Annotated in this window: 3 protein-coding genes; 2 read left to right on the top strand and 1 reads right to left on the bottom strand. The window is 70.8% G+C overall.

The features are described 5' to 3' along the window. Positions 1-142: 142 nt before the first annotated feature. A complete protein-coding gene (locus tag G5C60_RS02600) occupies positions 143-1,372 on the bottom strand; it encodes a cytochrome P450 family protein (RefSeq protein ID WP_165254516.1) in 1,230 nt (409 codons plus the stop codon). A 698-nt stretch (positions 1,373-2,070) separates the two neighbouring features. On the opposite strand from G5C60_RS02600, the gene G5C60_RS02595 reads away from it, so the two are divergent. Further along, positions 2,071-2,454: a DUF4180 domain-containing protein gene (locus G5C60_RS02595; RefSeq protein WP_165254578.1), complete on the top strand. Its 384-nt coding sequence runs from the start codon at positions 2,071-2,073 to the stop codon at positions 2,452-2,454. Between the two features lie 533 nt (positions 2,455-2,987). Further along, the gene (locus G5C60_RS02590; RefSeq protein ID WP_165254515.1) at positions 2,988-26,351 is read left to right on the top strand and encodes an SDR family NAD(P)-dependent oxidoreductase; all 23,364 of its coding nucleotides are present in this window, start codon (positions 2,988-2,990) and stop codon (positions 26,349-26,351) included. The last annotated feature ends 1 nt before the right edge of the window (position 26,352 follow it).

Genomic DNA, 26,352 nt, shown 5'->3' with positions numbered 1-26,352 from the left:
ACGCTTCGCCGCCGCGGTCACGCTCCCTTACAGCAACTGCCACCGGCCTAGGGCGTCAACGCCGGTGCGGCCGGCTCACGGGCGCCGGGCGACCCCGCAGCTCTTCCGGGCTTCGCCGCGCGGGAAGCCCGCACCGGGCGAGTCAGCCCTGCTCGGCACCGAGCGACACGGGCAGAGATCTCAGCCCGCGCAGGGCCGTTCCCGGCTGCCAGCGGAGGTCGGTCGGGTCGGCCGCCAGCCGGATGTGCGGGAACCGGTCGAAGAGCCGGTCGAAGGCTATCTGTGCCTCCAGCCGGGCCAGCTGCGCTCCGACGCAGTAGTGGATGCCGTGTCCGAAGGACAGGTTGGCGCTCGCCTGACGATGGATGTCCAGGCTGGCCGCGTCCGGGAACTGGGACTCGTCCCGGTTGGCCGACGTGAGAGCGACCACCACCAGCTCGCCCTCCGGTATGACCACGCCGCCGACCTCGATCGGCTCGGTGGTGAAGCGCAGCGACGACGTGTTGACCGGGCTCTCGTAGCGGAGCAGCTCGTCGACCGTCCCGGGCATCAAGGAGCGGTCCGCGCGCAGAGCGGCGAGCTGGTCGGGGTGGCGGAGCAGCGCGTACGCGCCGTTGCCGATGAGGTTGACCGTCGTCTCGTTGCCCGCGACCAGCAGCAGGAACGCCATCGACACCAGTTCCTGGGTGTTCAGCTTGCCGTCGTCGCTGGAGCGCACCAGGCCGGTGAGCAGGTCGTCCGCCGGTTCCGACCGCTTGCTCTCGATCAATTCGTACAGATATCCGAGCAGAGCCGTCGTGGCCTGCGCCATGCTCTCCGGATCCCCGCCGGAGAGCTGGGTGGGGACCCAGCCCTTGAAGCGCTCCTGGTCGTCGGACGGAACGCCCAGGAGCTCGCAGATCACCGCCATGGGCAGCGGGTAGGCGAGGGCGCGCATCAGGTCCACCTCGTCGTGGCCCTCCATCGCATCGAGCAGTTCGGTGGTGATCTCCTCGATCCGGGGACCCAGTTTCTCCACCGCTCGCTGCGTGAACACCTTGTTGACCTGCTTGCGCAGCCGGGTGTGGTCCGGCGGATCGGCGTTCATCATGTGCGCGGCCAACTCGCTGGCGAACACCATGCCGGTCTCGCCGTCGGTGTGCCGCTGGATGACCTTCTGGCCGGCCTCGATGTTCTTGGACAGACGATTGTCGTTCAGTACGGACTTGGCGTCGTCGTAGCGAGTGACGAGCCAGACCTTGGTCCCGCCCGGTGCGATGATTTCGCGGACCGGTGCCTCAGAGCGAAGCACGTCGTATAACGCATGCGGATCTTGCTCGAATTCCTTCTCGTCTATCTGGAGCGGAGCCGCGCCGTCGTGGCCGCTGGACATAATTCCTCCCGTTGTCAATCAAACTTTCAACGACGAATTCGGTGCGCACCATGAATGGGTGTACGGGGAGCCGGTGCGGGCAGTCGATCATTAAATGCCGTGTTCCGCAAGACTTCCCCGGCGAGCGGAAGCGGCTTGGGCTTTCGCGCGAGAAATCGTCCGGTGAGCCACCGGGAAAGCGTGAAACGCCTGCGGTCCGCACCTGCGGGAGCTTGCCGAGCGTACTGGGCGCGGGAATCGGAGTGGCGCGTTTCGGTAGGGGGACGCCTGCGGCCGCCACCCCTCACCCCTTCGTGGGCTCCGGGATCGCCGGCCGGCGATCCGGTGGCCGTGCTGCCGCGGTCCGGGCGGGTCCGGCTCCGAAAACCTTGCCTGCCGATTTCCGGCCACTGACCCGTTCCGGTGCGGTTCCCTGCGCCGACCAGGCGGAACCGCCTCGCGCTCGTGGGTGCCCGCTCTCTTGTGGCGCGTCAGGGGCCCGTCCGTCATCCGCCCGACCGGCGAGTGGGCCCTGGGGGAACCGGCGATTCTGGGGGATCCGCGGTCGCGCAGCAGGGGGCGGACGGCCGGTAAACATGTATGTTGCAACTTGGCTGGAATAGTCTTCCGTGGCCTTGGGGGACGTTGACCCGTTAATCACGTGCGTGTTAGCTTCCTCGGCGATCGTGCTCATGATTTTTCACTACGGGGGAAGCGAATTGACGGACTTACTACAGGAACGGCGCGGGTTACAGGTATTGATGTGCGACCCGGCCGGACCCCCCGTGGTCACCGAGCAGGACGCACTGGACTTGATCGGTTCGGCACTGTTCGACGCCGAGATCGTGGCCGTGCCTGTGAGTCGCCTGGACGAAAAATTCTTCTCTCTCGGCACCCGTATCGCTGGCGAAATCATGCAGAAGTTCGTCAACTATCGAATGCGGCTGGCCATCATCGGTGATATCTCCCGACATATGGAGGCCAGTGCCGCACTGCGCGCTCTGGTGCACGAATCCAATACGGCAAGTCATATCTGGTTCCTTCCCGACGTAGAAGCCCTCGACGCACGCCTGGAGACCACAGGCGCGAAAGTGCGGGGCTAGCGCCCGTCCTGACGACGAAAGCCGACGTGGGGCGGGCCGAAGGTGTGTCGGCACGGACGTCCGGGCCTGGTCTCTGCCGAACGGGTGCCTGGAAGGCTCCCCGGACGGCGAACGCACAGCTGTTGACCGGGGCGTGACGATGCAGTCGCCCCCTCGCGCGTGACACCACCGCCATGAGTGTCAACCTGCCTTCGAGGCGGCACAGCTGCCGGCCTCGGGCACATGGGACAACGTGGTCCCCAGTACAGGCGTACCTCGTGGCCTTCCTGTCCGTCGGGATGCGCGCTGCGGTCGGTGAACGCACACACTCCCAGGGAAGGCAGCAGCCACCGCGGCCACGCGGAGCCAGTGAGATCTGACAGCGGCACCCCGGCGGGGGAGGCCGGCAGCCGGCTGCGACGCAGCCAGGCAGCGTCCACGGTTCGAGCCGCTCACCAGGAGAGGTTTCTGCCGGTTCGGCGTGCCCGGGTTCGGTAAAGGGCGGCCACGGTGGTGGTCCACAACATCGCGAACGATAAGGGGAGTCTCCAGTGATGTCGCAGCATGTCCCCATAGCTGTCATCGGCATGGCCTGTCGATTTCCCGGGGCGGACGACCACCGCCAATTCTGGGACGTGATCAGGAACGACCGGTCGCAGGTCGGTGAAGTGCCACAGGCCCGATGGGACATGGGGAGAGGCGGGTCGGCGGAGGCCTGCGGCGAAGATGCGGGGCGCCCTCCCGGCAGATGGGCCGGCCTGATCGACGATGTGGACGCCTTCGACGCGCAGTTCTTCCGCCTCTCCCCGCTGGAGGCGGAGAGCACCGACCCGCAGCAGCGGATCATGCTGGAACTCGCCTGGTCCTGTCTTGAGGACGCCGCCATCGCGCCCAGCGCTCTCTCTGGGCGCGACGTAGGGGTGTTCATCGGCTCGTTCAACCTGGACTACAAGGAGCTGCAGGAGAGGCAGCTGCGCGAGGTCGCGGCGCACCACTCCACGGGAACGATCGGCGCCGTCATCGCCAACCGGATCTCCCACTTCTTCGACTTCCACGGCCCCAGTGTGGTCGTCGACACGGCGTCGTCCGCCTCCCTGCACGCCCTCCACCTCGCGGTCCAGTCCCTGCAGCAAGGCGAGTGCGCACTCGCGCTCGCCGGCGGGATCAACCTCGTACTGACCCCGGCTCGGCACACCTCCTTCGCCAAGACCGGCATGCTGTCGCCCACCGGCTCGTGCCATCCCTTCGACGAGCGAGCCGACGGCTATGTGCGCGGGGAGGGCGGCGGCACCGTCCTGCTCAAGCCCCTCGCGGACGCTGTGCGCGACGGTGACCACATCTACGGCGTCATCAAGGGCAGCGCCGTGAACCACAGCGGCAGGACACGCACCCTCACCTATCCCAGCGACGACGCGCAGGCGCAGGTCGTCGCCGACGCCATCGTCCGGGCGAGCGTCTCCCCCGAGACCATCGGGTACGTCGAGGCGCACGGCACGGGCACGCCGACCGGCGATCCGGTCGAAATCGAGGGGCTGGTCGAGGGCTTCCGCCGAGCGCGCAGTGAGACGGCGGACCCGCGTGAGCACAACTACTGCGGGCTGGGCTCGGTCAAGCCCAACATCGGCCACCTGGAAGCCGCTGCCGGGATCGCCGGCCTGATCAAGGTGCTGCTCGCGCTGGAGCACCGGCAGCTGCCCGCTCTGCGGGACTTCCAGCGGCTGAACCCGCGCATCGACCTGGACGGCACACCCTTCCACATCGTCGACCGGCTGCATGAGTGGAAACCGCTGCTCTCGCAGGCCGGTGAACCGCTGCCCCGTCGCGCGAGCGTCAGCTCGTTCGGTATCGGCGGCACCAACGCCCACGTCGTGCTCGAAGAGGCGCCGACCACCGCACCGGCCGATCCGCAGGACCGCCACGCGTACCTCGTCTGCGTGTCCGCCAGAACTGGCACCGCGCTCCGTCGGCGGCTCCGCGATGTGCGGGAATGGCTCGACGGCGACGGTGCCCAGGCCGACCTGAACGACCTCAGTGCCACGCTGCTCCTGGGCCGGGAACACCTCGACCGCCGGACCACGTTGGTCGTGCGCGACCATGACGACCTCCGGGCGAAGCTGACCCTGCTGCTCGACACCGGGCGAGCCGACGACTGCTTCCACGAGCCGGCGGGCACGCCCTCGGACAGCGAGCCGGCCGGAGCACTGCGGCCCGCCGACGAGGTCGAGTTCGACCTCGGCACCGATCTCCCCGCCGCCGAGTACCGGGAGCGGCTGCTGGACCTGGCGGAGTCCTTCGCCGAAGGACACGACCACCGGTGGGAGGCCCTGTTCACGTCGTTCCCGGGACGGCGGCTTCGGCTGCCGACCTACGCGTTCGACCGGCACCGTTTCTGGATCACACCGGACGCCGCAGAGGAGAACGCTCCCACCGGGACGCCGGCGTCCGCGACGGGCGAGGAGCCGGAGTCCGATATCAAGCAGGGGGGGCTCGTGCCGGACAAGACCGCGCGAACACGCCGGGGGGAGCGGACGGACACCGACGTCCGGGAACGTGTCGAGGCGGATCTCCGCAGCCTCGTCAGCGACGTGCTGAAGCTCTCCGCCGACGAGATCCATCCACGGGACCGGCTGTCCGACCTCGGGTGCGACTCGGTCGGCAACACGCAGCTCGCCCTTCGGCTGAGCGAGCACTACGGCATCGACGTCGCGCCGTCGCTCTTCTACGGATACTTCACCCTGGAGATGCTCAGGGACCGTCTCCTCGAGGAGCAGTACGCCGACGCCGTGGTGGGGAAGTACGCGGCCGCCGACGAGAACACCGTCGACGAGACGGCCCCCGCCGCGGGAGAGGCGTCCACCGTTACACGGGACGAGTCCGCCCCTGCGCCCCGCCCTGCGACGCCGCCCGGAGCCGATGCCCGTGATGACGGCGACCACCGTATAGCCGTCATCGGTATGAGCGGCCGCTTTCCACAGGCCCGCACGGTCGACGAATTCTGGCAGTTGCTCGCCGAGGGCCGGGAGGCCGTGACGCCGATCCCCGCGCACCGGCTGGGCAACTGGGCCGGCGTCGCCGGCGCCTCGGAGGTCAGGGGCGGATGGTTACCCGGCGAGGCCGAGTTCGACCCGCTCTTCTTCGAGATCTCCCCCAAGGAAGCCGAGCACATGGACCCCCGGCAGCGTCTGCTGCTGCAGGAGTCCTGGCGGGCCCTGGAGGACGCCGGATACGGGGCGAAGCAACTCCGCGACAACACCATGGGCATGTTCGTCGGCGCCGAACAGAGCGACTACCCGGGTCTGGCCGAGGACGAACAGACGCTGACCTCCGGCCACGACGGAATCCTGGCCGCGCGACTCAGCTACTTCCTCGACTTCTCCGGGCCGGTCCTGACCGTCAACACGGCCTGCTCGGCCGGTCTGGCAGCCGTGCACCAGGCGTGCCTGAGCCTGCGCAGCGGTGAGTGCGACACGGCGGTCGCCGCGGGCGTCAGCCTGTTGGCCGGGCCCCAGTTCTACGAGCACGCCACCCAGGCCGGGATGCTGTCGCCCGACGGGGTCTGCCACGCCTTCGACAAGCGTGCCAACGGCATGGTGATGGGCGAGGCGATCGCCGCCGTCGTACTGAAGCCGCTGGCCAAGGCCCTCGCCGACGGTGACCGGGTGCACGCGGTCATCACGGCGAGCGGCCTCAACCACGACGGCCGCACCAACGGCATCACCGCGCCCAGCCAGCCCGCACAGGTCGCCCTGCTCGACTCCGTGTACCAGCGGTTCGGCGTCGAACCGGCCGACATCGAGCACGTGATCGCCCACGGCACGGGCACCCGGCTGGGTGACCCCATCGAGGTGAACGCGCTGACCGAGGCGTTCGGCCGGCACACCGACAAGACCCAGTACTGCGCCCTGACCTCGGTCAAGACGAACATCGGGCACACCCTGGCCGCCTCGGGCGTGGTCAGCCTGATCGCCCTGGTGCAGGCCCTGCGGCATCGGACGGTGCCCGCGAGTCTGCACTCCGAGCAGGAGAGCGAGTACATCGACTGGACGCGCAGCCCGTTCCGAGTCAACAAGGAGGCCCGGCCGTGGCCGGCCCGACCGGGGCGGGAACGGACGGGCGCCGTCAGTTCCTTCGGCATCAGCGGGACGAATGTCCACGTCGTGGTGGAGAGCCACGGCGACGGATCGGCCGGGCATCCGGCCGTCTCCCGGCCCTCGTACCTGCTCGCGCTGTCGGCGAAGACCGAGGAGGCGCTCAGGACGCGGGTGGCGGACCTGCTCGCCTTCCTCCGGGCCGGTGGGGCCGATGACGTCGGGCTCGGGCGGATCAGCAGCACCCTGCTCGCGGGGCGGCACCACTTCGCGCACCGCTGTGCGCTGGTCGCGGACACCCCCCAGGACGCCGAGCGGCTGCTGCAGCAGGTTCTCGACGGCAAGAAGGCCCCCCAGGTGTTCCGCGGGCTGCCCGGGAGGGACTTCCGCCCGCAGAACGCGCTCACCGAGTACGGGAACGAGCTGATAGGACGCGTCCGCGCGGGAGACCGGGACACCCGGTACCGGGACGCGGTCCGGGCTCTGGCCGACCTCTACTGTCAGGGTTACGAGCTGGCCTGGGAGAACCTTTTCGGCGACCGGCCGCTCCCGTGCGTGTCGCTGCCCGGCTACCCCTTCGCCCGCGAGACCTACTGGGCCGACTCGGCGAGGTCCGGCCGCGCGGCGCTGCCGAACACCCTTCCCGCGTCCACCGTGCTGCACCCGCTGCTGGACAGCAACATCTCCACACTCCGGTCGCAGCGTTTCGCCAAATGCCTGTCGGCGAGCGAGTTCTTCCTGCGCGACCACGTCGTGGACGGGAAGATCCTGCTGCCCGGAGTCGCCCACATGGAGATGGCGTACACCGCATCCCGGCTGGCCACCGGCTCCGACAGCGTCACCCTGCGCGGCATCATCTGGGGCCGTCCGATCGTCATGGACGGTGCGTCCCGGACCGTGCACATCGAGCTGACTCCGCTCGAACAGGACGCGCTGGAGTTCGTCGTCCACGACGGGACCGAGGGAGAACGCACGGTCTTCTCCCAGGGCCGGGCGGGCTACGCAGCCGACCGGCCCACGCGGCCGCGTGGCGCGATCGACATCCCCGCGATCAAGGCGCGGTGCACCACCCGCCGCGAGAACGCCGAGATCTTCGCGAGCCTCCGGGAACTGGGATTCGGGTACGGCGAGACCTTCCAGGCGATGGAGACGCTGTACTGCGGCGAGACCGAGGCCCTGGCCCGGATCGTGCTGGGCGACGGCCTCGAAGAGGAGCACCCCCGCTTCACCCTGCATCCCTCGCTGTTCGATGCCGCGCTCAACGCGCTGCGCGGCATCGGGGAGCAGGACGGCGTGCTGCGCATTCCGTTCAGCCTCGAAGAGCTCGTGGTCTTCGCACCGATTCCGCGGCAGTCCTACTGCCATGCCACCGTCCACCGGATCGCTCGTGACGGCACGATGAGTGTCGACCTCGCGATCTGCGACGACAGCGGCATCGAGTGCGTCCGTCTCACCGGCCTGGTGTTCAAGGAGTTCACGGCCGACAAGAGCGAGAAGCTGCACTACTACGTCCCGCGCTGGACCGATGCCGACACCGACGCCCGCTCCGCCCGCGAGGCGGAGTCCCCCGGCGCCGGGCGTACCCTGCTCATCCTCGACGACGAGGACACGCGCGGCACCCGACTCGGGTCGGAGTACGTGGGCCGCGTCGTGCGTGTGCGGAGCGGAAGCGCGTTCCAGGAGTCGGGACCGGACCTGTTCACCGTGGACCGCCGCAGTGCCGAGGACTTCGACCGGCTTCTGCGGACCCTGGGCGAACGTGACCTGTCACCGCGGGCGATCGTCAACTTCTGGCCGCTGACCCCGGACCCGTCCGACCTCACGATCGAGCTGAAGGGCCTGCTGCACCTGTTCCGGTCCGTGCACCGGAGCGGGACCGAGCAGGAGGTCCAGTACCTTTCCGTGCTGCCGGACCGGGCCGGGCCGCAGCGGGCGGCAGCGGAGGCGCTTCTGGGCTTCGGCCGTGCCATGACGGCGGTCGACCACCTGTTCCGGGTGGGAAGCCTCCAGGTCGCCGACACGGGGGACGCGGACGCCGTCGCCGGCAGCGTGCTGCGTGAGCTCGGCCGGGCGGAGGGCTCCGCCCCGCGAGGCTGGCACGAGATCCGGCACGCCGACGGCGCCCGCTCGGAGCGGGTGCTGCGGCCGTGGACCGCGCGAGCGCGCAGCGGTGCCTCCGAGCTGCCTCTCAAGGAGGGCGGCGTCTACCTGCTCAGCGGTGGCGCCGGGGCCCTGGGCCTGCACCTGGGCAGGTACCTCGCACGGGAGTGCCGTGCGCGGCTCGTCCTGCTCGGCCGCCGGGAGCCGGACGCCTCGCTGCGGGAGGAGTTCGCCGCACTGGAGGCCGCCGGGGCCGAAATCCTCTACCTCGCCTGTGACGTGGCCGACCGCGACGGTGTGAGCACGGCGCTCGACGCGGCGCGGGAACGATTCGGCAATCTGGACGGTGTCTTCCACGGCGCGGGCGTCATGGGCGGTACAGGCGTCCTGGACGTGGACTGGGCCGAATTCGAGGGGGTCCTGGCGCCGAAGACGCACGGGACCGTCCATCTCGACGAACTGACCGCCGAGGACCCGCTCGACTTCTTCCTCGTGTTCTCGTCCATCGCCGCCTACGTCGGCGACTTCGGACAGGGAAGCTACGCCGCGGCCAACCGGTTCCTCGACGGCTACGTCCGGCACCGGGAGGAGTTGCGGGCGCAGGGCCTGCGGCACGGTAGGAGCGTATCGGTCAACTGGCCGTACTGGGACGAGGGCGGCATGCTCGGCGAGCTCGCCGAGGACGGCCCGGCGAAGACCCTCTACCACGACCACTCGGGTATGCGAGGGCTGCGGACCGAGGAGGGTATCGGGGCGCTGCTGGAGATCCTGATGTCCGACGAGACCCAGGTCGTCGTGACGAAGGGCGAGCGTCGGAAGATCGAGAAGGTCCTGCGGGTCGCGGGGGCCGAGCGGGCCGGGGCTGAACGGGCCGGTGCCGAGCCGGAGCCGGTGACCGTGAACGAGCCCACGGCCGTCACGAAGGGCGTGGAACCGGCGCCTGTGGAGGACACGGGTGAGATGTTCACCCGGACGGTCGAGTATCTGAGGGACCGGTTGTCGCAGGTCTTCCACATTCCGAAGGCGCGGATCGACGCCGCCGCGGAGCTGGGGGAGTACGGCATCGAGTCCATCCAGATCATGGAGCTGATGCGGCTTCTGACGAAGGACTTCGACTCCCTTCCGGGAACGCTGTTCTTCGAGTACCGCACGATCCAGGAACTGGCGGAGTACTTCACCGAGCACCAGGCGGCACGCCTGACCGAGCTTCTGGGGTCGGCGCGGTCCACCGCGGCGGCTCCGGAAGCGCCGGCGAAGAGCGCGCCCGGGGTCGCCGTGCCCTCCCGGCCGGTCACGCCGCAGGGCCGGTTCGCGGAGGTGAGGACCGGCGCCCCGGACCCCGGCGAGGCACCGTCGGCGAAGAAGGCGAACGGCCGGGCCGCGGGACGCCCGCGTGACGTGGCGATCATCGGCATGAGCGGCCGGTACCCGAAGTCGCGCAACCTCGACGAGTTCTGGAAGGTGCTGGAGCGCGGCCAGGACTGCATCGAGGAGATCCCGCCGCACCGGTGGGACAAGGACCTGTACTACGCCGCCGAGAAGACACCCGGCAAGAGCTCCAGCAAATGGGGCGGCTTCATCGACGGCGCCGAGAACTTCGACGCGCTGTTCTTCAACATGTCGGCGAACCAGGCCGCACTGACCGACCCCCAGACCCGGCTGTTCCTCCAGTCCGCCTGGGAGGCGATGGAGGACGCGGGGTACACACGCAAGTCCCTCAGCCCCGACAAGGCCCGCAAGGTCGGTGTCTACCTGGGCATGATGTGGAACGAGTACCAGCTGTACAGCGGCGAGGACGTCGTCCTGTCCGACCGCGCCGCCGCCTCCAACGCCGTCTCCTACTTCTTCGACCTGCACGGGCAGAGCCTGACCGTCGACACCGCCTGCTCCTCGTCGCTCTACGCGATCGCCATGGCGGTCGAGAGCATCCGGAACGGCTCCTCGTCGCTCGCGTTCGCCGGCGGCGCGAATCTGTCGCTGCACCCCAACAAGTACGTCTCGCTCAGCCAGATGAACTTCTTCTCCGAGGACGGACGCTGCCGCTCGTTCGGCGAGGGCGGCACCGGCTATGTACCCGGCGAGGGCGTCGGCTGCGTCCTGCTCAAGCCGTTCGACCAGGCGGTCGAGGACGGGGACCACATCCACGGTGTGATCCGAGGCGTCGCCACGGTGCACGGCGGCAAGACGAACGGCATGACCGTGCCCAACCCGTTGGCGCAGGCGGACATGGTCGCGGCCGCGCTGGCGGATGCCGGGCTCTCGGCCGAGGACATCAGCTACGTGGAAGGCCACGGCACGGGCACCGCCCTCGGCGACCCGATCGAGGTCACCGGTCTGACCCGGGCGTTCCGCAAGCACACCGACAGGAAGCAGTACTGCCCGATCGGTTCTGTGAAGTCCAACATCGGTCACCTGGAGGGCGCGGCCGGCGTCGTCGCCGTCACCAAGGTCCTGCTCCAGATGCGGCACAGGATGCTCGTGCCCTCCCTCCACTCCGAGCAGCTGAATTCGTACATCGACTTCCCGAACTCGCCCTTCTACGTACAGCGCAGGCTGGAACCGTGGGAGCGGCCCACCCGGACGGTCGACGGGGTGCAGCGGACCCTGCCCCGGATCGCCGGCGTCTCGTCGTTCGGCGCGCACGGCGCCATCGCGCACGTGATCATCGAGGAGTACCAGCCCGGGCCCGAGCGGCCCGCACGTCCGGCCCGGGCCCCGCGTCCGGAGCTGCTGGTGCTGTCGGCGAAGGACGACGAGCGGCTGCGGGAGAAGGCCCAGGCACTGCTCACGTGGCTGGCCGGGGCTGGCCACGACGCCGATCCGGCGGACATCGCCTACACCCTCCAGGTCGGCCGCGAGCCCATGGAGGAACGCCTGGCCCTGATCGCCGACGGGCGGGAAGCGCTGCGCGAGCGACTGCGTGCGTTCCTCGACGGTGATCAGGAGACCGCGAACGTCTTCCGCGGGGGCGTGCGGCAGAACAAGGACGCCGTCGCTCTCCTCGAAGCCGACGAGGAGATGCGGGACCTGGTACAGCAGTGGCTCGCCCAGGGCCGGCACGACAAGCTGGCCAACGTCTGGGTGAAGGGCCTGGCCCTCGACTGGACGTCCCTCGCCCGCCACACCGAGCCGCTCCGCATCTCCCTGCCGACGTACCCGTTCGTCCAGGAACGCCACTGGCTCGACGCGCCTCCCGCGCTCGCGCCCCAGCCGCCGCGGACGGTGGCCCCGGCCGAGCCGGCAGCGGCGGCCGGAGCCGTGGCGCACGCGGACCGGTCCGCCGAGGAACGGACCCGGCCACTCGCCTTCGTGGAGGACTGGGAGCCCGCGCCTCTGGACGCGGGCACCGAGCGTGCGCCGCACGGCATCGTCTTCCTGTGCACCGGAGCGGAGCGTCAGGAGGCGATCGCGCGGGCCGCACGGGAACTCGACCCCGGCCTCCACACGGTCTTCGTCGGACACGGAGACACCTGTCGGAAGACACACCCTGACCGCTACGAGGTCCGCCGCGGTTCGGCCCAGGACTACCTGGAAGCCTTCCGGGACATCGCGGCCGGACCCGCTCCCGTCGACGCGGTCGTCAGCATGGAGGCGCTCGAACCAGGAGCCGTCGACGGCGACTTCGGTGACGTCGTCCTGACGGTTCAGGCCATCGCCGGCTCCGGGCTCGACGTACGCCGCTGCATGGTGGCCGGGCAGTACCGCGACGGCCGGGAGCGCGCGCTGCTGGAGGCGCACCTCGGCTTCGAGCGATCGCTGGGCATGGTGATGCCGAAGCTGTCCGTGGTGGCCGTGCTCCAGGACGCCGCCGATCCACTGCGGCCGGCGGACACCGCCGCCTGGGTGGCGAGGCTGGTCGCCGAGTTGCGTCAAGAGCGGGCGGTCAGCGCGCTGTACCACTCGGGCGGCCGCTTCGTGAGCCGCGTCCGTGAGACCACGCTCGACGAGAACCGCTCCGGTGCCCTCCGGCACGGCGGCACTTACCTGATCACCGGCGGCTGCGGTGGGCTCGGGCTGATCGTGGCCCGGCACCTCGCGGAGCACTTCGCGGCGAACCTCGTCCTGACCGGCCGCTCCCCGCTGGACGAGGCACGCCAGGAGGCGCTGCGCGGACTCGGCGCCGGGCAGCGGATCGTGTACGTCCAGGCGGACAGCTGCGACGCGGACGCGATGAAGCGGGCCGTGGCACAGGCGCACGAGCGCTTCGGGGCACTGCACGGCGTCGTCCACGCGGCCGGTGTCCAGGGGCAGGGCAGCATCCTGCGGAAGGATCTGCGTTCCTTCGAGGACGTCCTTGACCCCAAGATCCGGGGGACGATCGCGCTGGACGAGGTGCTGGCGGGTGAAGAGCTGGACTTCGTCTGCTACTTCTCCTCCACCGCCGCCGTCATCGGCGACTTCGGCACCTGCGACTACGCGGTCGGCAACCGCTTCCAGATGTCGTACGCACGACACCGCGACGCCCAGGTGCGCGCGGGCCGCCTGTCCGGCCGGACCGTGGTCGTCAACTGGCCGCTGTGGCGCGAGGGCGGCATGGGCTTCGACCACGACACCACCACGATGCTGCTGAAGTCGAGCGGCCAGGACTTCCTGGAGACAGCGGACGGCATCGCCCTGTTCGAGCGGCTGCTGGCCCAGGAGGCCGCTCAGCACATGATCCTGGTCGGCGATCCGAGCCGGGTGTCGCGCTTCCTGGGGCTGACGCCTCCGGCCGCCGCCCCGGCGCGACCGGCGGCGACCGCGGCCCGCCCCGCCGTCACCGCGGTCGTGGGCGGCCCGAACACGGCGTCGGCCCCCGTTGTCGAGGAACGCCTCGCGCACGACCTGCGGCAGATCGTCAGCGGCGCGGTCAGCCTGTCCCCGGACCGGCTCTACGAGGACGACAACCTCGCCGACTACGGCTTCGACTCGGTGAGTCTGGCCGGACTGGCCACCGGGCTCGGCAAGCACTTCGGCGTCGAGGTCACGCCCGCCCTCTTCTACAGCCGCTCCACGCTGCGGAAACTGAGGGAGTACTTCGCCACCGAGCACAAGGATCTCCTGGCCGCGTTCTACGGCGACCGCGGCGTCGACGACACCGTCTCCGGACCCGCAGAGGCGGAGCCCGCACCGCCACAGGACGAGCCGGGCCCCGTCGGCCGGCCGGGGCCCGTCGGCGATCCGGGCGGCACCCCGGACGCGGGCGCGGACCGCGGCGTCCGGGAGACGCGTACGGAGGACGACGACGCCATCGCCGTCATCGGCATGAGCGGGCGGTTCCCCGGCGCCGACAACCCCTCCGAGCTGTGGTCCGTCCTCGCGGAGGGCCGCGACGTCGTCAGCCCCGTCGCGCGCGAGCGCCTCGACCTGTGGGGCGAGCCGCAGGACAGCTCCTTCGCGGCATTCCGCGTCGGGCAGGTGTCAGGACCGGACGAGTTCGACCCGCTGTTCTTCGAGATATCCCCCAACGAGGCGCGGAGCCTGGACCCGCGCCAGCGGCTGCTGCTGCAGGAATCGTGGCGCGCCCTCGAGGACGCGGGCTGGACACCCGCGGCGACCCGCAGGATCGGCATGTTCGTGGGCGTCGAGCAGGGTGACTACGACACCCTGGACCCCGAGACGGGCAGCGTCACCGCCAACCACGACGGCATCCTCGCCGCCCGCCTGTCGTACCTGCTCGACCTGAGCGGGCCCGTGATGGCCGTCAACACGGCGTGCTCGTCGGGTCTTGTGGCCGCTCACCAGGCGTGTGCGAGCATCCGCAACGGCGAGTCCGACGTCGCTCTGGCCGCGGGCGTCAGCCTGATCACGACCTCGCAGCTGCTGACCCGTACCCGGCAGGCCGGAATGCTGTCCGAGGACGGCGTCACCTACGCCTTCGACAAGCGCGCGAACGGCATGGTGCTCAGCGAGGCCGTCGCCGTCGTGGTGCTGAAGCGGCTCTCGGCCGCTGTGGCCGACGGCGACCGCATCCACGGCGTCATCCGTGCCAGCGGCATCAACTACGACGGCAGGTCCAACGGCATCACCGCCCCGAACGGCGACGCCCAGGTCGCGCTGCTCCGCGACACCTACCGGCGGCACGGCGTCGACCCGGCCGACATCGAGTACGTGGTCGCCCACGGCACCGGCACGCGGCTCGGCGACCCAGTCGAGGTCAACGCGCTCAACGACGTCTTCCGGGGCTTCACCGACAAGCGGCGGTACTGCGCCCTGACGTCCGTGAAGCCGAACGTCGGGCACACGCTCGCGGCCTCCGGGCTCGTCAGCCTCATCGGGGTCCTGCAGGCCATGCGCCACGAGACGATCCCCGGGTCCCTGCACTGCGCGCAGGAGAACGAGTACATCGACTGGAAGGACAGCCCGTTCTTCGTCAACAAGACGAACCGGGCATGGCCCCAGGCCGCCGGGCGCCGAAGGACCGCTGCCATCAGCTCCTTCGGCATGAGCGGCACCAACGCGCACATGGTGGTCGAGAGTCGCCCGGCGGGCGGAGAGAACGAGGTCACTCAGATGCCCGCCCACTTGCTGGCCCTGTCGGCCAAGTCCGAGGATTCGCTGCGGCAGCGTGTCGCCGACCTGATCGACTTCCTGGAGGACCCCGGGCAGCAGCAGCCCGGCCTGCGTGACGTCGGTGCGACGCTGCTCGATGGGAGGCCCCATTTCCGGCACCGCTGCGCCGTCGTCGCCCGCGACGCAGCCGAGGCGGTGCGCCTGCTGCGCTCGTGGTCCGCGGACGCGCACGACCCCGACGTCCTCACCGGCGAGGTGCCCAAGGACTTCGCGCCGAGCGGCGAGGCCCGGCGGGCCGGGGACCGGCTGCTGGAGGAGGCGGCCGGACAGCACCACGACGGCACCGTTGTGCGGGACGCGTTGCGCGCCGCGGCGAGGGCGTACTGCCAGGGGTACGACCTGGAGTGGCGCCGCCTGTTCGGCGGCCGACGCACCGCGCCGGTCGAGCTGCCCGGCTACCCCTTCGCCAGGAAGCGCCTGTGGCGGCAGCGCACGACGCGGCCGGCACCGGACGTGATGTTCGCGGCCGCACCCGGCCGTGCCGATGCCACGGGACGCCGGCTCGACACGCTGCTCACCGGATCGGAGTCCTTCCTGCGCGACCACGTCGTGGGCGGGAAGAAGATCCTGCCGGGCGTCGCCCACCTGGAGCTGGTCCGCGCCGCCCATGCCGCGCTTCCGGCACAGCAGAGCGCACCGGCAGCCGGAGTCACGCTCCGCGACGTCGTGTGGCTGCGGCCGGTCGGGGTCGGGGACACCCCGGTCGACCTCCACGTCGAACTGGAGCCGGACGGCGTCGCGGTCACCCGCTACCGCGTCCTGGCCCCCGGCGCCGACGGCCCCGTCGTACACAGCCAGGGGCGCATCGAGTCCCATGGCGGAGCGGCGGCGCGGCCACGGCTCGATCTCGCGGGACTGCGGGCCGAGTGCGGCCGTTACGAGATGGCCGCGACGGAGGTGTATCTCGTCTACCGGCGTCAGGGCATCGTGTACGGGCCCTCGTTCCAGGGGCTGAAGCGGCTCTTCGTGGGAGACGCCCAAGTCCTCGCCGAACTCGCGCTGCCCGAGGCGCCCGAGTACGGCCCGGGCACCCAAGTGCTGCCCCCGGGACTGCTGGACGCCGCACTGCAGGCCTCCGTCGGCCTGCGGTACGGCGGCGGCCTCCATCTTCCGTACGCCGTCGAAGCGGTGGAGATCCTGGGCCCCTGCGAGCCGGTCATGTGGGCGTCGCTCAGGCGCACCACGGAGAGCGGCGACAAGTTCGACGTCGACCTGTGCGATGCCCAGGGCGAGGTCCGGGTGAGGTTCAGGGCGTTCAGCACCCGGCCCCTGCGCGCCGCGGCCGAGCTGCCGCCGACGTCGGAGCGGCCCGCCGCCGGGAGCCCGGTGCTGCTCGAGCCGCGCTGGGAGCCGGCACAGCCCGGACCCTCGGCGGACGGCGACGGGCCGCGGGGGCGGACGCTGCTGGTCGGCACGGACCCGGAGGAGCTGGCCTCCGTCCTCACCGGGCGCGGGGAGGACGTGGACGTTCTGCTGCTGCGGGCCGACGACACCGTCGACGGTCTGCGGGAGCGGCTCGCGCGCGGCGGCCACTACGGCGGCGTCGTCTGGGTCGCGGGCGGCGGTACTCAGGTGCTGCCGGAGAGCGAGGACCTGATTACCCGTCAGGAGGAGGGTGTGTACGCCGGCTTCCGGCTGGCCAAGGCGCTGCTGGCACTCGGCTACGACAAGCGGGACCTGGAGTGGACCGCCCTCACGGTCCGCAGCCAGGCCGTCGTCGACACCGATCGCATCGACCCGGCCCACGCCGGCGTGCACGGCCTCCTTGGGTCGTTGGCGAAGGAGAACCCGCGGTGGCGGGTGCGCCTGGCCGATGTGGAGGCAGTGCGGGACGACGTGCTGCGCGAGGCGTTGCGCCTGCCGGCGGAGCCGTCCGACGGCAGTTGGGCCCACCGTGGTGGGCGCTGGTTCCGGCAGACCCTGGCACCGGTGCCGTTCGACGCGCTCCCCGCGGAAGCGGTGCCGTACCGGCGTGACCGGGTCTACGTGGTCATCGGCGGCGCCGGCGGCCTCGGCGCCGTCTGGACCGAGCACGTCGTACGCACCTACGGGGCACAGGTGGTCTGGATCGGCCGCCGTCCCGAGGACGAGGCCATCAGGGCGAGGATCGACGAACTGTCCCACCTGGGACCGGCACCCTGGTACGTGCAGGCCGATGCCACGGACAGGGAGGCGCTGGCGGCCGCCGTCGCGCGGATCAGGGCTCGCTTCCCCGAGATCAACGGCGTCGTCCATTCGGCGCTCGCGCTGCTCGACCAGAGCGTGGCCAGGATGCCGGAGGAACGCTTCCGGGCCGCCGTGCGCGCGAAGGTGGACGTCAGCGTCCGCATCGCGCAGGTCTTCGCGGACGCCCCGCTGGACTTCGTGCTGTTCTTCTCCTCGACCAACTCCTTCCAGCGATCCGCCGGGCAGAGCAACTACGTCTCCGGCTGTGTCTTCAAGGACGCGTTCGCCCGGCTGTGGCAGCAGAGCCGTCCCACCACCGTGAAGGTGATGAACTGGGGCTACTGGGGCAGCGTCGGCGTCGTCGCCTCGTCCGCGTACCAACAGCGGATGGAGCAGAGCGGCATCGGCTCCATCGAACCCGCCGAAGGCATGGCGGCGCTGGACCTCCTGCTCTCGGGGCCGTACCACCAGCTCGCCCTGGAGAAGACCACTGCTCCGCGGCGGACCGGTGACGACACCCGTCCCACCGATTCCGGCGGCACGGACGACCGGCTGCTGCAGCGCGTGCTCGCGGACTCCGGCAGCGCCCGGGGCTTCGACGACGCCCTGCTCTGCGAACTGCTGTTGCTGCAGCTGCGGACGGTGGGGATGAACCGCGCCGGCGGGTCTGTCGCCGACCTGAGGGCCGCCCTGCATCCGGGTGGCGGCTACGACCGCTGGCTCACCGAGAGCCTGCGCATCCTGGCCGAGCACGGCTACCTCGAGCACGACGCCGAGCGCTACACCCCGACCGACCGAGCGCGTCTCGACGGCGCCGACGTGTGGCGGCGCTGGGAGGTGGTGTGCCGGGAGAGCGCAGGTGCCAACCCCTACGTCAACATGCTGGAGCCGGTGATCCGCGCGTTGCCCGAGGTCCTCGCGGGCCGACGGCCCGCGACCGACGTGATCTTCCCCGGGTCGTCGATGAGTCTCGTACGAGGTGTGTACCGGGACTGCGACAGCGCCACGGCGCTGAACGAGCTTGTGGCGGAGCTGGTGGCGGCCCGCGTCGAGGCCCTGCTCGACCGCGACCCCGCCCACCGTGTCCGCATCTTCGAGATCGGCTCCGGCAGCGGCGGCACCAGCGAGAAGGTGCTGCGCCGGTTGATGCCGTACCGAGACAGCGTGGCGGAGTACTGCTACACCGACGTCTCCCAGTACTTCCTGCGCAACGGGCGGCAGGAGTTCGGCGCCGACCACCCGTATCTGCGGTTCGAGCTGTTCGACGCGGAACGCGCCCCCGCGGAGCAGGGGTTGGACGAGGGCGGCTACGACATCGTCCTCGCCACCAACGTCCTGCACGCGACCCGCGACATCCGGGCGGCGGCACGGCACGCGCGGGCGCTGCTGGGCGCGGACGGCGCACTCGTCCTCAACGAGCTGGCGACGCGCACCCCGTTCCTGCACCTGACCTTCGGGCTGCTCGACGGCTGGTGGCGCTACCAGGACCCCGACCTGCGCATACCTGGCTGCCCGGGGCTTGCCCCCGAAACCTGGCAGCAGGTGCTGCAGGAGGAGGGCTTCACCGCCGTGTCCTTCCCCGCCGCCCCCGTGCACGACGCCGGTCACCAGATCGTGGTGGCCGGGACCGGCGAGCGGACCGGCGCGCACAGCCCCGCGCCGCAGGGTGCGGACGACGCGCAGGAGCGGGTGCGGTCCGTGATCGTCGAGCGGCTCCAGACGTCGCTGGGTCTGGATCGCCGGGAGATAGCCGAGGAGGACTCCTTCGCCGACTACGGCGTGGATTCCATCCTCGGCGTCGAGCTCACGCAGCAACTCAGCACCGACCTGGGCATCTCGCTCTCCGTCACGGATCTCTTCGACCACAGCTCGGTGCGCGCGCTGGCGGCCTACGTGGCGGAGCACCATCTCGACTCGTTGTCGCCGCTCCCGGCAGCGGCCCCGATTCCCGCGGCCGCCCCGACGGCCGTACCCGAGCCGCAGGCCCCGCCTGCCGAGGTGACCGCGCCCGCCGCGGTATCCGTGCCCGCCGTGGCCGGCACGCCGCGGCCTGCCGTGTCCGCCGCCGTCCCCGACCCTGCCGGCGAGCCGGTCGCCATCATCGGCATGAGCGGGAGGTTCGGCACGGCCAAGGACACCGATCAGCTGTGGCAGCACCTCGCCGACGGCCGCAGCCTGGTCGGCGAGATCTCCCGCTGGGACATGTCGGCCTTCGTGGCGCCGGGCGCGCCGTACCCCCGGTATGCCTCGCTGATGGACGACATCGACCGGTTCGACCCGATGTTCTTCCAGATATCCGGCCTCGAAGCCACCTACATGGACCCGCAGCAGCGGATCGTGCTGGAGGAGGCGTGGAAGGCACTGGAGGACGCCGGTCACGCGGGTGACGCCATCCGCGGCCGGTCCTGCGGCGTCTACATAGGCACCCAGGTCAGTGACTACCTGCCCGGCTCCAGCGAGGACGCCCCCGCGCAGGCCATGTGGGGCAATGCCGAGGCGATCATCCCGGCACGCCTCTCCTACCTCCTCGACCTGCAGGGTCCCGCGATCGCCGTCGAGACGGCGTGCTCCGGATCCCTCGTCGCCCTCCACCTCGCGTGCCAGGCCCTGCGTACGGGCGAGGTCGAGACGGCCCTGGTCGGCGGAGTGTCCGCGCAGTGCGCCCCCGACTACTACCTGAACGCCCACAAGGCCGGGATGCTCTCGGAGACCGGTCAGTGCCACACCTTCGCCGAGGGCGCGGACGGCTTCGTCCCCGGCGAGGGTGCCGGCGTCGTCATGCTCAAGCGGCTGCGGGACGCCCTCGCCGACGGTGACCACATCCACGGCGTGGTCCGCGGTTCGGGCATCAACCAGGACGGGACGTCCAACGGCATCACGGCGCCGAGCGCCAAGTCGCAGGAGCGGCTGGAGCGCCAGGTGTACGACACCTTCGGCATCGACCCCGCGGGCATCCAGCTGGTCGAGGCGCACGGCACCGGTACCCAGCTCGGCGACCCGATCGAATTCCAGGCGCTGACCCGCGCGTTCCGTCACTACACCGACGAACGCGAGTACTGCGCCATCGGCTCGGTCAAGACCAACATCGGGCATGCCGCGCCCGCCTCGGGGATGGCGGGGCTCATCAAGATCCTGCTCGCCCTGCGCCACCGCGAGCTGCCGCGCAGCCTCCACTTCGACAAGGGCAACGCCCACATCGACTTCGAGGGCAGCCCGTTCTACGTCAACACGGTGCACCGCCCCTGGACGGCCGAGCCCGGCCATCCGCGGCGCGCGGCACTCAGCTCCTTCGGGTTCAGCGGTACCAACGCCCATGTGGTGGTCGAGGAGGCCCCCGACCTGCCGCGCCGCGACACCGCGCCCGTCCAGGACCACCTCGTGGTGCTGTCCGCCCTGTCCCCGGAGCAGTTGCGGAGCCAGGCCGAACGGCTGGTGGAGCACCTGCGCCGCCACCCGGACACCGACCTGGGCGACATCAGCTCGACCCTGGTGCGGGGCCGGCGGCACTGCCCCGTCCGGCTGGCATGCGTGGCCCGCGACACCGCCCAACTGGTGGAGCTGCTCGGCCGGTGGCTCACGGATGGACGGGAGCAGGAGGTACGCACCGCCGACCTCACGGAGAACGCGGTGAGCCCGCAGGCAGCTCTGGAGCAGTACGGCGACAGCTGTCTGCGGGAGTGCGCCGACGGCGCGACCGGGACGGCCCGTCGGGAGCACCTGGAAGCTGTCTGCGCCCTCTACCTGCAGGGTTACCAGCTCCGGTACGAGCGGCTCTTCGAGAGCGGCACCTACCGCCGCGTTCCGCTGCCGACGTATCCCTTCCAACGGCAGCGCCACTGGCTGCCCTCGGGGGACAGCCCTCGCCGCACAGAGCCCGCCCGGACCGCCGACCGCACGCCCGCACCGAGCTCGCAGACCGCTGCCGGCCATCTGGCGCTGGCGCCGCTGTGGGTCGAGGAACCGGCCCCGGAGCCGGGCCCCGGCCCGGACACGCGGAGCGGCACCGTCGTCGTGGGCGGCAACGCCACGGAGCGCGCCGCCCTGGCGGCCGAGTGCCCCGACGCGCACTTCGTCGCTGACGGCTCGGCGAGCACCGAATCGCTCACCGAGCAGCTGCGGGGTGTCGGCAGGGTCCGCCACCTCGTCTGGATCTCCCCGGCGGACGCGGGCGACGGGCCCGGCGCGCTGCTGCGCCGCACCGACGCCGGAGTGGTCGCGTTCTTCCGGCTGGTCAAGGCGCTGTTCGAGCTCGGCTACGGCGCCGACGAGCTGACGTGGACCGTGGTGACGCGGCAGACCAAGGCCGTGCGGCAGGGCGAGCCGGTGCTGCCCGCCGATGCGGCCGTGCTGGGCCTGGCCGAGGTCATGGCGAAGGAACTGCCCAACTGGAGCGTGGGCTCCTTCGACCTGGGCGTGTCGGACGAACTCCCCGCCCGTACGCTGCTCACGGCCCCGGCCGCCACCGTGCGGGCGCTGCGAGACGGCCAGTGGTACCGGCGCGGCCTGTACCAGGTGGAGCTGCTGGCACCGGCTCGCTCCCCGTACAAGGAGGGCGGGGTCTACGTCGTCCTGGGCGGGGCCGGGGGCATCGGCCGGCTCTGGAGCGAGGATCTGATCCGGCGCTACCGGGCCCAGGTCGTATGGATCGGCCGCCGGGAGAAGGACGCCGCCATCCAGGCGGAGATCGACCGGCTGGCCGCGCTCGGCCGAGCGCCGTGGTACGTCCGGGCCGACGCCGCCGACATGGACTCTCTGCGGGGCGCGTACGCCCGGATCCAGGAGCGGTTCGGCACCGTCCACGGAGTGGTGCAGTCAGCCTTCGGCCTGGTGGACCAGAGCCTGCCCAACACGACCGAGCAGCAGTTCAGGCAGGGCCTGAGCGCGAAGGTCGATGCCAGCGTGTGCATGGCGGAGGTCTTCGACGCCGCCGGACTCGACTTCATGCTCTTCTTCTCCTCGATCGCGTCGGTCAACCCGGCCATGGGCTACTGCAGTTACGTGGCCGGCAACGCCTTCGAGGACGCCCTGGCCCGCCGGCTCTCGGAATCACGCCCGTACGCCGTGAAGGTGGTCAACTGGGGCTTCTGGGGCGCCGTCGGCAGCGGACTCGACGTGCCGGAGCACGTCCGTGAGCGCATCTACCGGCGCGAGGGCCTCGGCGACATCGACCCCGCACTGGCGATGGACGCGGTCGAGCGGCTGCTGGCCGCTCCGCTCGGGCAGGTGGCCTACCTCAACACCAGCGAGCCCGAGCGGTTCGAGGGCTACACCGATCGCGAAGTGATCCGCGTCCTTGACCCGGCGGAGGGCCCGAGCGAGCCGCTCGCCCCGATGCTGCCCGCGCGCGGGGAGCAGTTGCGGACGGTGGAGACCCAGGCCAAGTCGAAGCTGCGGACGCTGGACGAGTTGCTTCTGCGGCTGCTGTGGTGCGCGCTGCACGGTAGCGGCTGGATCGGGACGGGCACCGTCGACGCGGACTCCTTTCGGCAGGCCGGCGGGATTCTGAAGAAGTACGACCGCTGGGCGTCGGAGACCCTGAAGCTGTTCGCGCGGCAGGGCTGGCTCGTGGCGAGCGGGTCCGAGGGCTGCTACCGCGCCGCCGCGTCCAACCCCGTCGATCCGGACGCCACCGCTGCCGAGTGGCAGCGCAGCAGGCGCGAGTGGCTCGCGGACCCCGAACTGAGCGCGTCCGTCGACCTGGTCGACAAGACGCTGCGCGCGCTGCCGGAGGTACTCATCGGCGCCGTCCCCGCTGTCGACGTGATCTTCCCCGGCTCCTCGCTGGACCTGGTCGAGGGCATCTACAAGCGGAACATGATCGCCGACTACTTCAACGACGTGGTCGGTGACTGTGTCGTCGCGCTCGTCGAGCGCAGGCTCGCGCAGGATCCCGAAGCCCGGATACGCATCCTGGAGATCGGTGCCGGAACGGGCGGCACCACCGCCACGGTCATGGACCGTCTCCAGCCGTACCAGCAGAACGTCGGCGAATACTGCTACACCGATCTCTCCAAGGCGTTCCTCATCCACGGCCGCCGGGAGTTCGGCGCACGGAATCCCTTCCTGCGCTGCGAGATCTTCGACGCCGGCCGGTCCGTCGCCGAGCAGGGCTTCGACGAGGGCGGGTACGACCTGGTCATCGCGACCAACGTGCTGCACGCCACCGAGGAGATCCGCACGTCACTGCGGAACAGCAAAGCGCTGTTGCGGTCCGGTGGGGGCGTGGTCGTCAACGAGATCGACGGCTACACCGTCTTCGGCATGCTGACGTTCGCGCTGCTGGACGGCTGGTGGCCGCACGACGGCGATCTGCGCGAAACCGGGGGGCCCGGCCTGCGGCCTGAGACGTGGCAGTCGGTGCTGGAGTGGGAAGGCTTCGTAGACGTCGAGTTCCCCGCGCGGGACGCACATTCCCTCGGCCAGCAGGTAGTGGTCGGCTTCAGTGACGGGGTGATTCGCGGGTCTCGTGGCGAGCAGCCGCGGTCCGCGGCCGAGCCGCTCCCCGCGCCGGTCTCCGGACCGCCGTCAGCCGTCGCGCAGCCGGTGCCCCCGACCGCTCCGGCCCGGGTGGACGAGGCGGTGCTCACCGACACCGTGCGCACCTACCTGAAGGAGTTGGTCGCGCGGACCCTCCTGATCCCGGTCGAGTCCATCGACGCCCGCGAGCAGCTGTCCGCCTACGGCATCGACTCCATTCTCATCCTGCAACTCCTGACCGGCCTCAAGAAGGACCTGGGGGAGACGAGCAGCACCCTGTTCTTCGAGTACCGCACGATCGAGGCGCTGACCGAGTACTTCGTCACCGAGCGGGGCGAGGCCGTGGCCCGCGCCCTCGGGGTGGGCCACGACCCGGCCGCCGAACAAGGAGCGCCGGCGGCTGCCGCGCGGCCCGCCGTCCCGGACGCGCAGGCGCCGGCCGAGGCCGCGGTGCGGCCCGCGGCCGGCCGCACGGCAGCTCGTCCCGCACCGCTGTCCCGGCACACCGGCGGCGTCGCGATCGTGGGAATGAGCGCGCGCTTCCCGCAGGCCGAGACGCTCGACGCCTTCTGGTCGGTGCTGCGCGAAGGCCGGAACACCGTCACGGAGATCCCCGCCGACCGGTGGGCGCTCGACGGCTTCTACGAGCCGGACAAGGAGGACGCCGCGGCGAAGGGCAGGAGCTACAGCAAGTGGGGCGCCTTCCTCGACGGATTCGCCGAATTCGACCCGCTGTTCTTCGAGATGACGCCGAACGACGCCACGGAGATCGACCCGCAGGAGCGGCTCTTCCTCCAGGAGGCGTGGCGGGCCTTCGAGAACGCCGGCTACACGCGGGCCCGCCTCGAACGGGAACACCGGTCCAGCGTCGGCGTCTTCGTGGGGATCACCCGTGCCGGACACAACCTCTACGGTCCCGAGCGATGGCGCCGCGGCGACACCGCCCAGCCGTACACCTCCTTCGGGTCGGCGGCCAACCGCGTCTCGTTCAAGCTGAACCTCAACGGCCCGAGCATGCCCGTCGACACGCTCTGCTCCTCCTCGCTGACGGCGCTCCACGAGGCGTGCGAGCACCTGCTCCACGGCGACTGCGAACTGGCGGTGGCCGGCGGGGTGAATCTCTATCTGCATCCGTCGAGCTACATCAATCTGTGCGGTCTGCAGATGCTCGCCGACGAGGACAAGTGCCGCAGCTTCGGCGCCGGCGGCAACGGCTTCGTCCCCGGTGAGGGCGTCGGCGCGCTCGTCCTCAAACGACTGGAGGACGCCGAGCGGGACGGCGACCACATCCACGCCGTCATCCGCGGCACCAGCATCAACCACGGCGGCACCACGAACGGATACACCGTGCCGAACCCGGTCGCACAGGGCCGGGTGGTGCGGGACGCGCTCGACCGGGCGGGCATCGACGCGCGCACGATCAGCTACGTCGAGGCGCACGGCACCGGCACCGCGCTGGGCGACCCGATCGAGATCAACGGCCTGACCCGGGCGTTCTCCCACGACACCCAGGATCTGGAGTTCTGCGCGATCGGTTCCGTCAAGAGCAACATCGGCCACGCCGAGGCCGCCGCCGGCATCGCGGGCGTGTTCAAGACCGTGCTGCAGATGCAGCACGGTGAACTCGCCCCCAGCCTGCACGCCGACGAGCTCAACCCGCACATCGACTTCGACGCGACGCCGTTCGTCGTCCAGCGCAAGGGGGCGGAATGGAAGCGGCCGGTCGTCACCGTCGACGGCGTCAGCTCCGAGGTGCCGCGCCGGGCCGGCGTCTCGTCCTTCGGCGCGGGCGGTTCCAACGCCCACGTGGTGATCGAGGAGTACGTCCGTGACCAGCCGGATCCCGGGGCCGTCACGGACGGCGAGTCGGCCGTGATCGTCCTGTCCGCCAAGGACGAGGAGCGGCTGCGGGAGCAGGCGAGCGCTCTGCTGGACGCGCTCCCGGAGACGGAGCGGTCCGGGGCGGCCCTGGCCGATGTCGCGTACACCCTGCACATCGGACGCGAGGCCATGAGCGAGCGACTGGGGACGGTCGTCCGCTCGTACGCCGAGTTGCGGGACCGGCTGCGGGCCTTCCTGGACCGCTCCGGGGACGGCGCCGGACTCCACCGCGGCCGCGCCGCGCGCACCGACAGCGCGCTGACGGCGCTGACCGCCGACGCGGACATGAGCGCGGTCGTCGGGACGTGGCTGGCCAAGGGCAAGTACGCCAAGGTGCTCGACCTGTGGGTGAACGGCTTCGAGCTGGACTGGGACGTGCTCCATCCGGCGGGAGTGGGGCGCGTCGTCCCGCTGCCCACATACCCGTTCGCCCGAGAGCGGTACTGGATCGCGGAGCGGCCGGTCGACGGCCGTCTCCCCGACAGCCACCCCGTCGCCGACGGGGAGCCGGAGGACGGTCTGCCGGACGCGCGGATCGACGACGTCCTCGACGAGGTGGTGAGCGGCTCCCTCGGCGTCGAAGCCGCCGCCGAGCACATCCGACGGTCCGTCCTCGACGGCTCCGGCCGGAACACCGACAACGAGGGGCGCTGAT

This window comes from Streptomyces scabichelini, assembly GCF_011045015.1.
In the GTDB taxonomy this organism is placed as follows: Bacteria; Actinomycetota; Actinomycetes; order Streptomycetales; family Streptomycetaceae; genus Streptomyces; species Streptomyces scabichelini.
The sequence above is the reverse complement of the archived record's forward strand: the minus strand, read 5'-3'. Positions and strand labels throughout refer to the sequence as shown.

What these genes read in the sequence shown, in the direction of transcription:
- G5C60_RS02600 (WP_165254516.1), bottom strand. Translation starts at nt 1,372, where the DNA reads ATGTCCAGCGGCCACGACGGCGCGGCTCCGCTCCAGATAGACGAGAAG.
- G5C60_RS02590 (WP_165254515.1), top strand. Translation starts at nt 2,988, where the DNA reads ATGTCGCAGCATGTCCCCATAGCTGTCATCGGCATGGCCTGTCGATTT.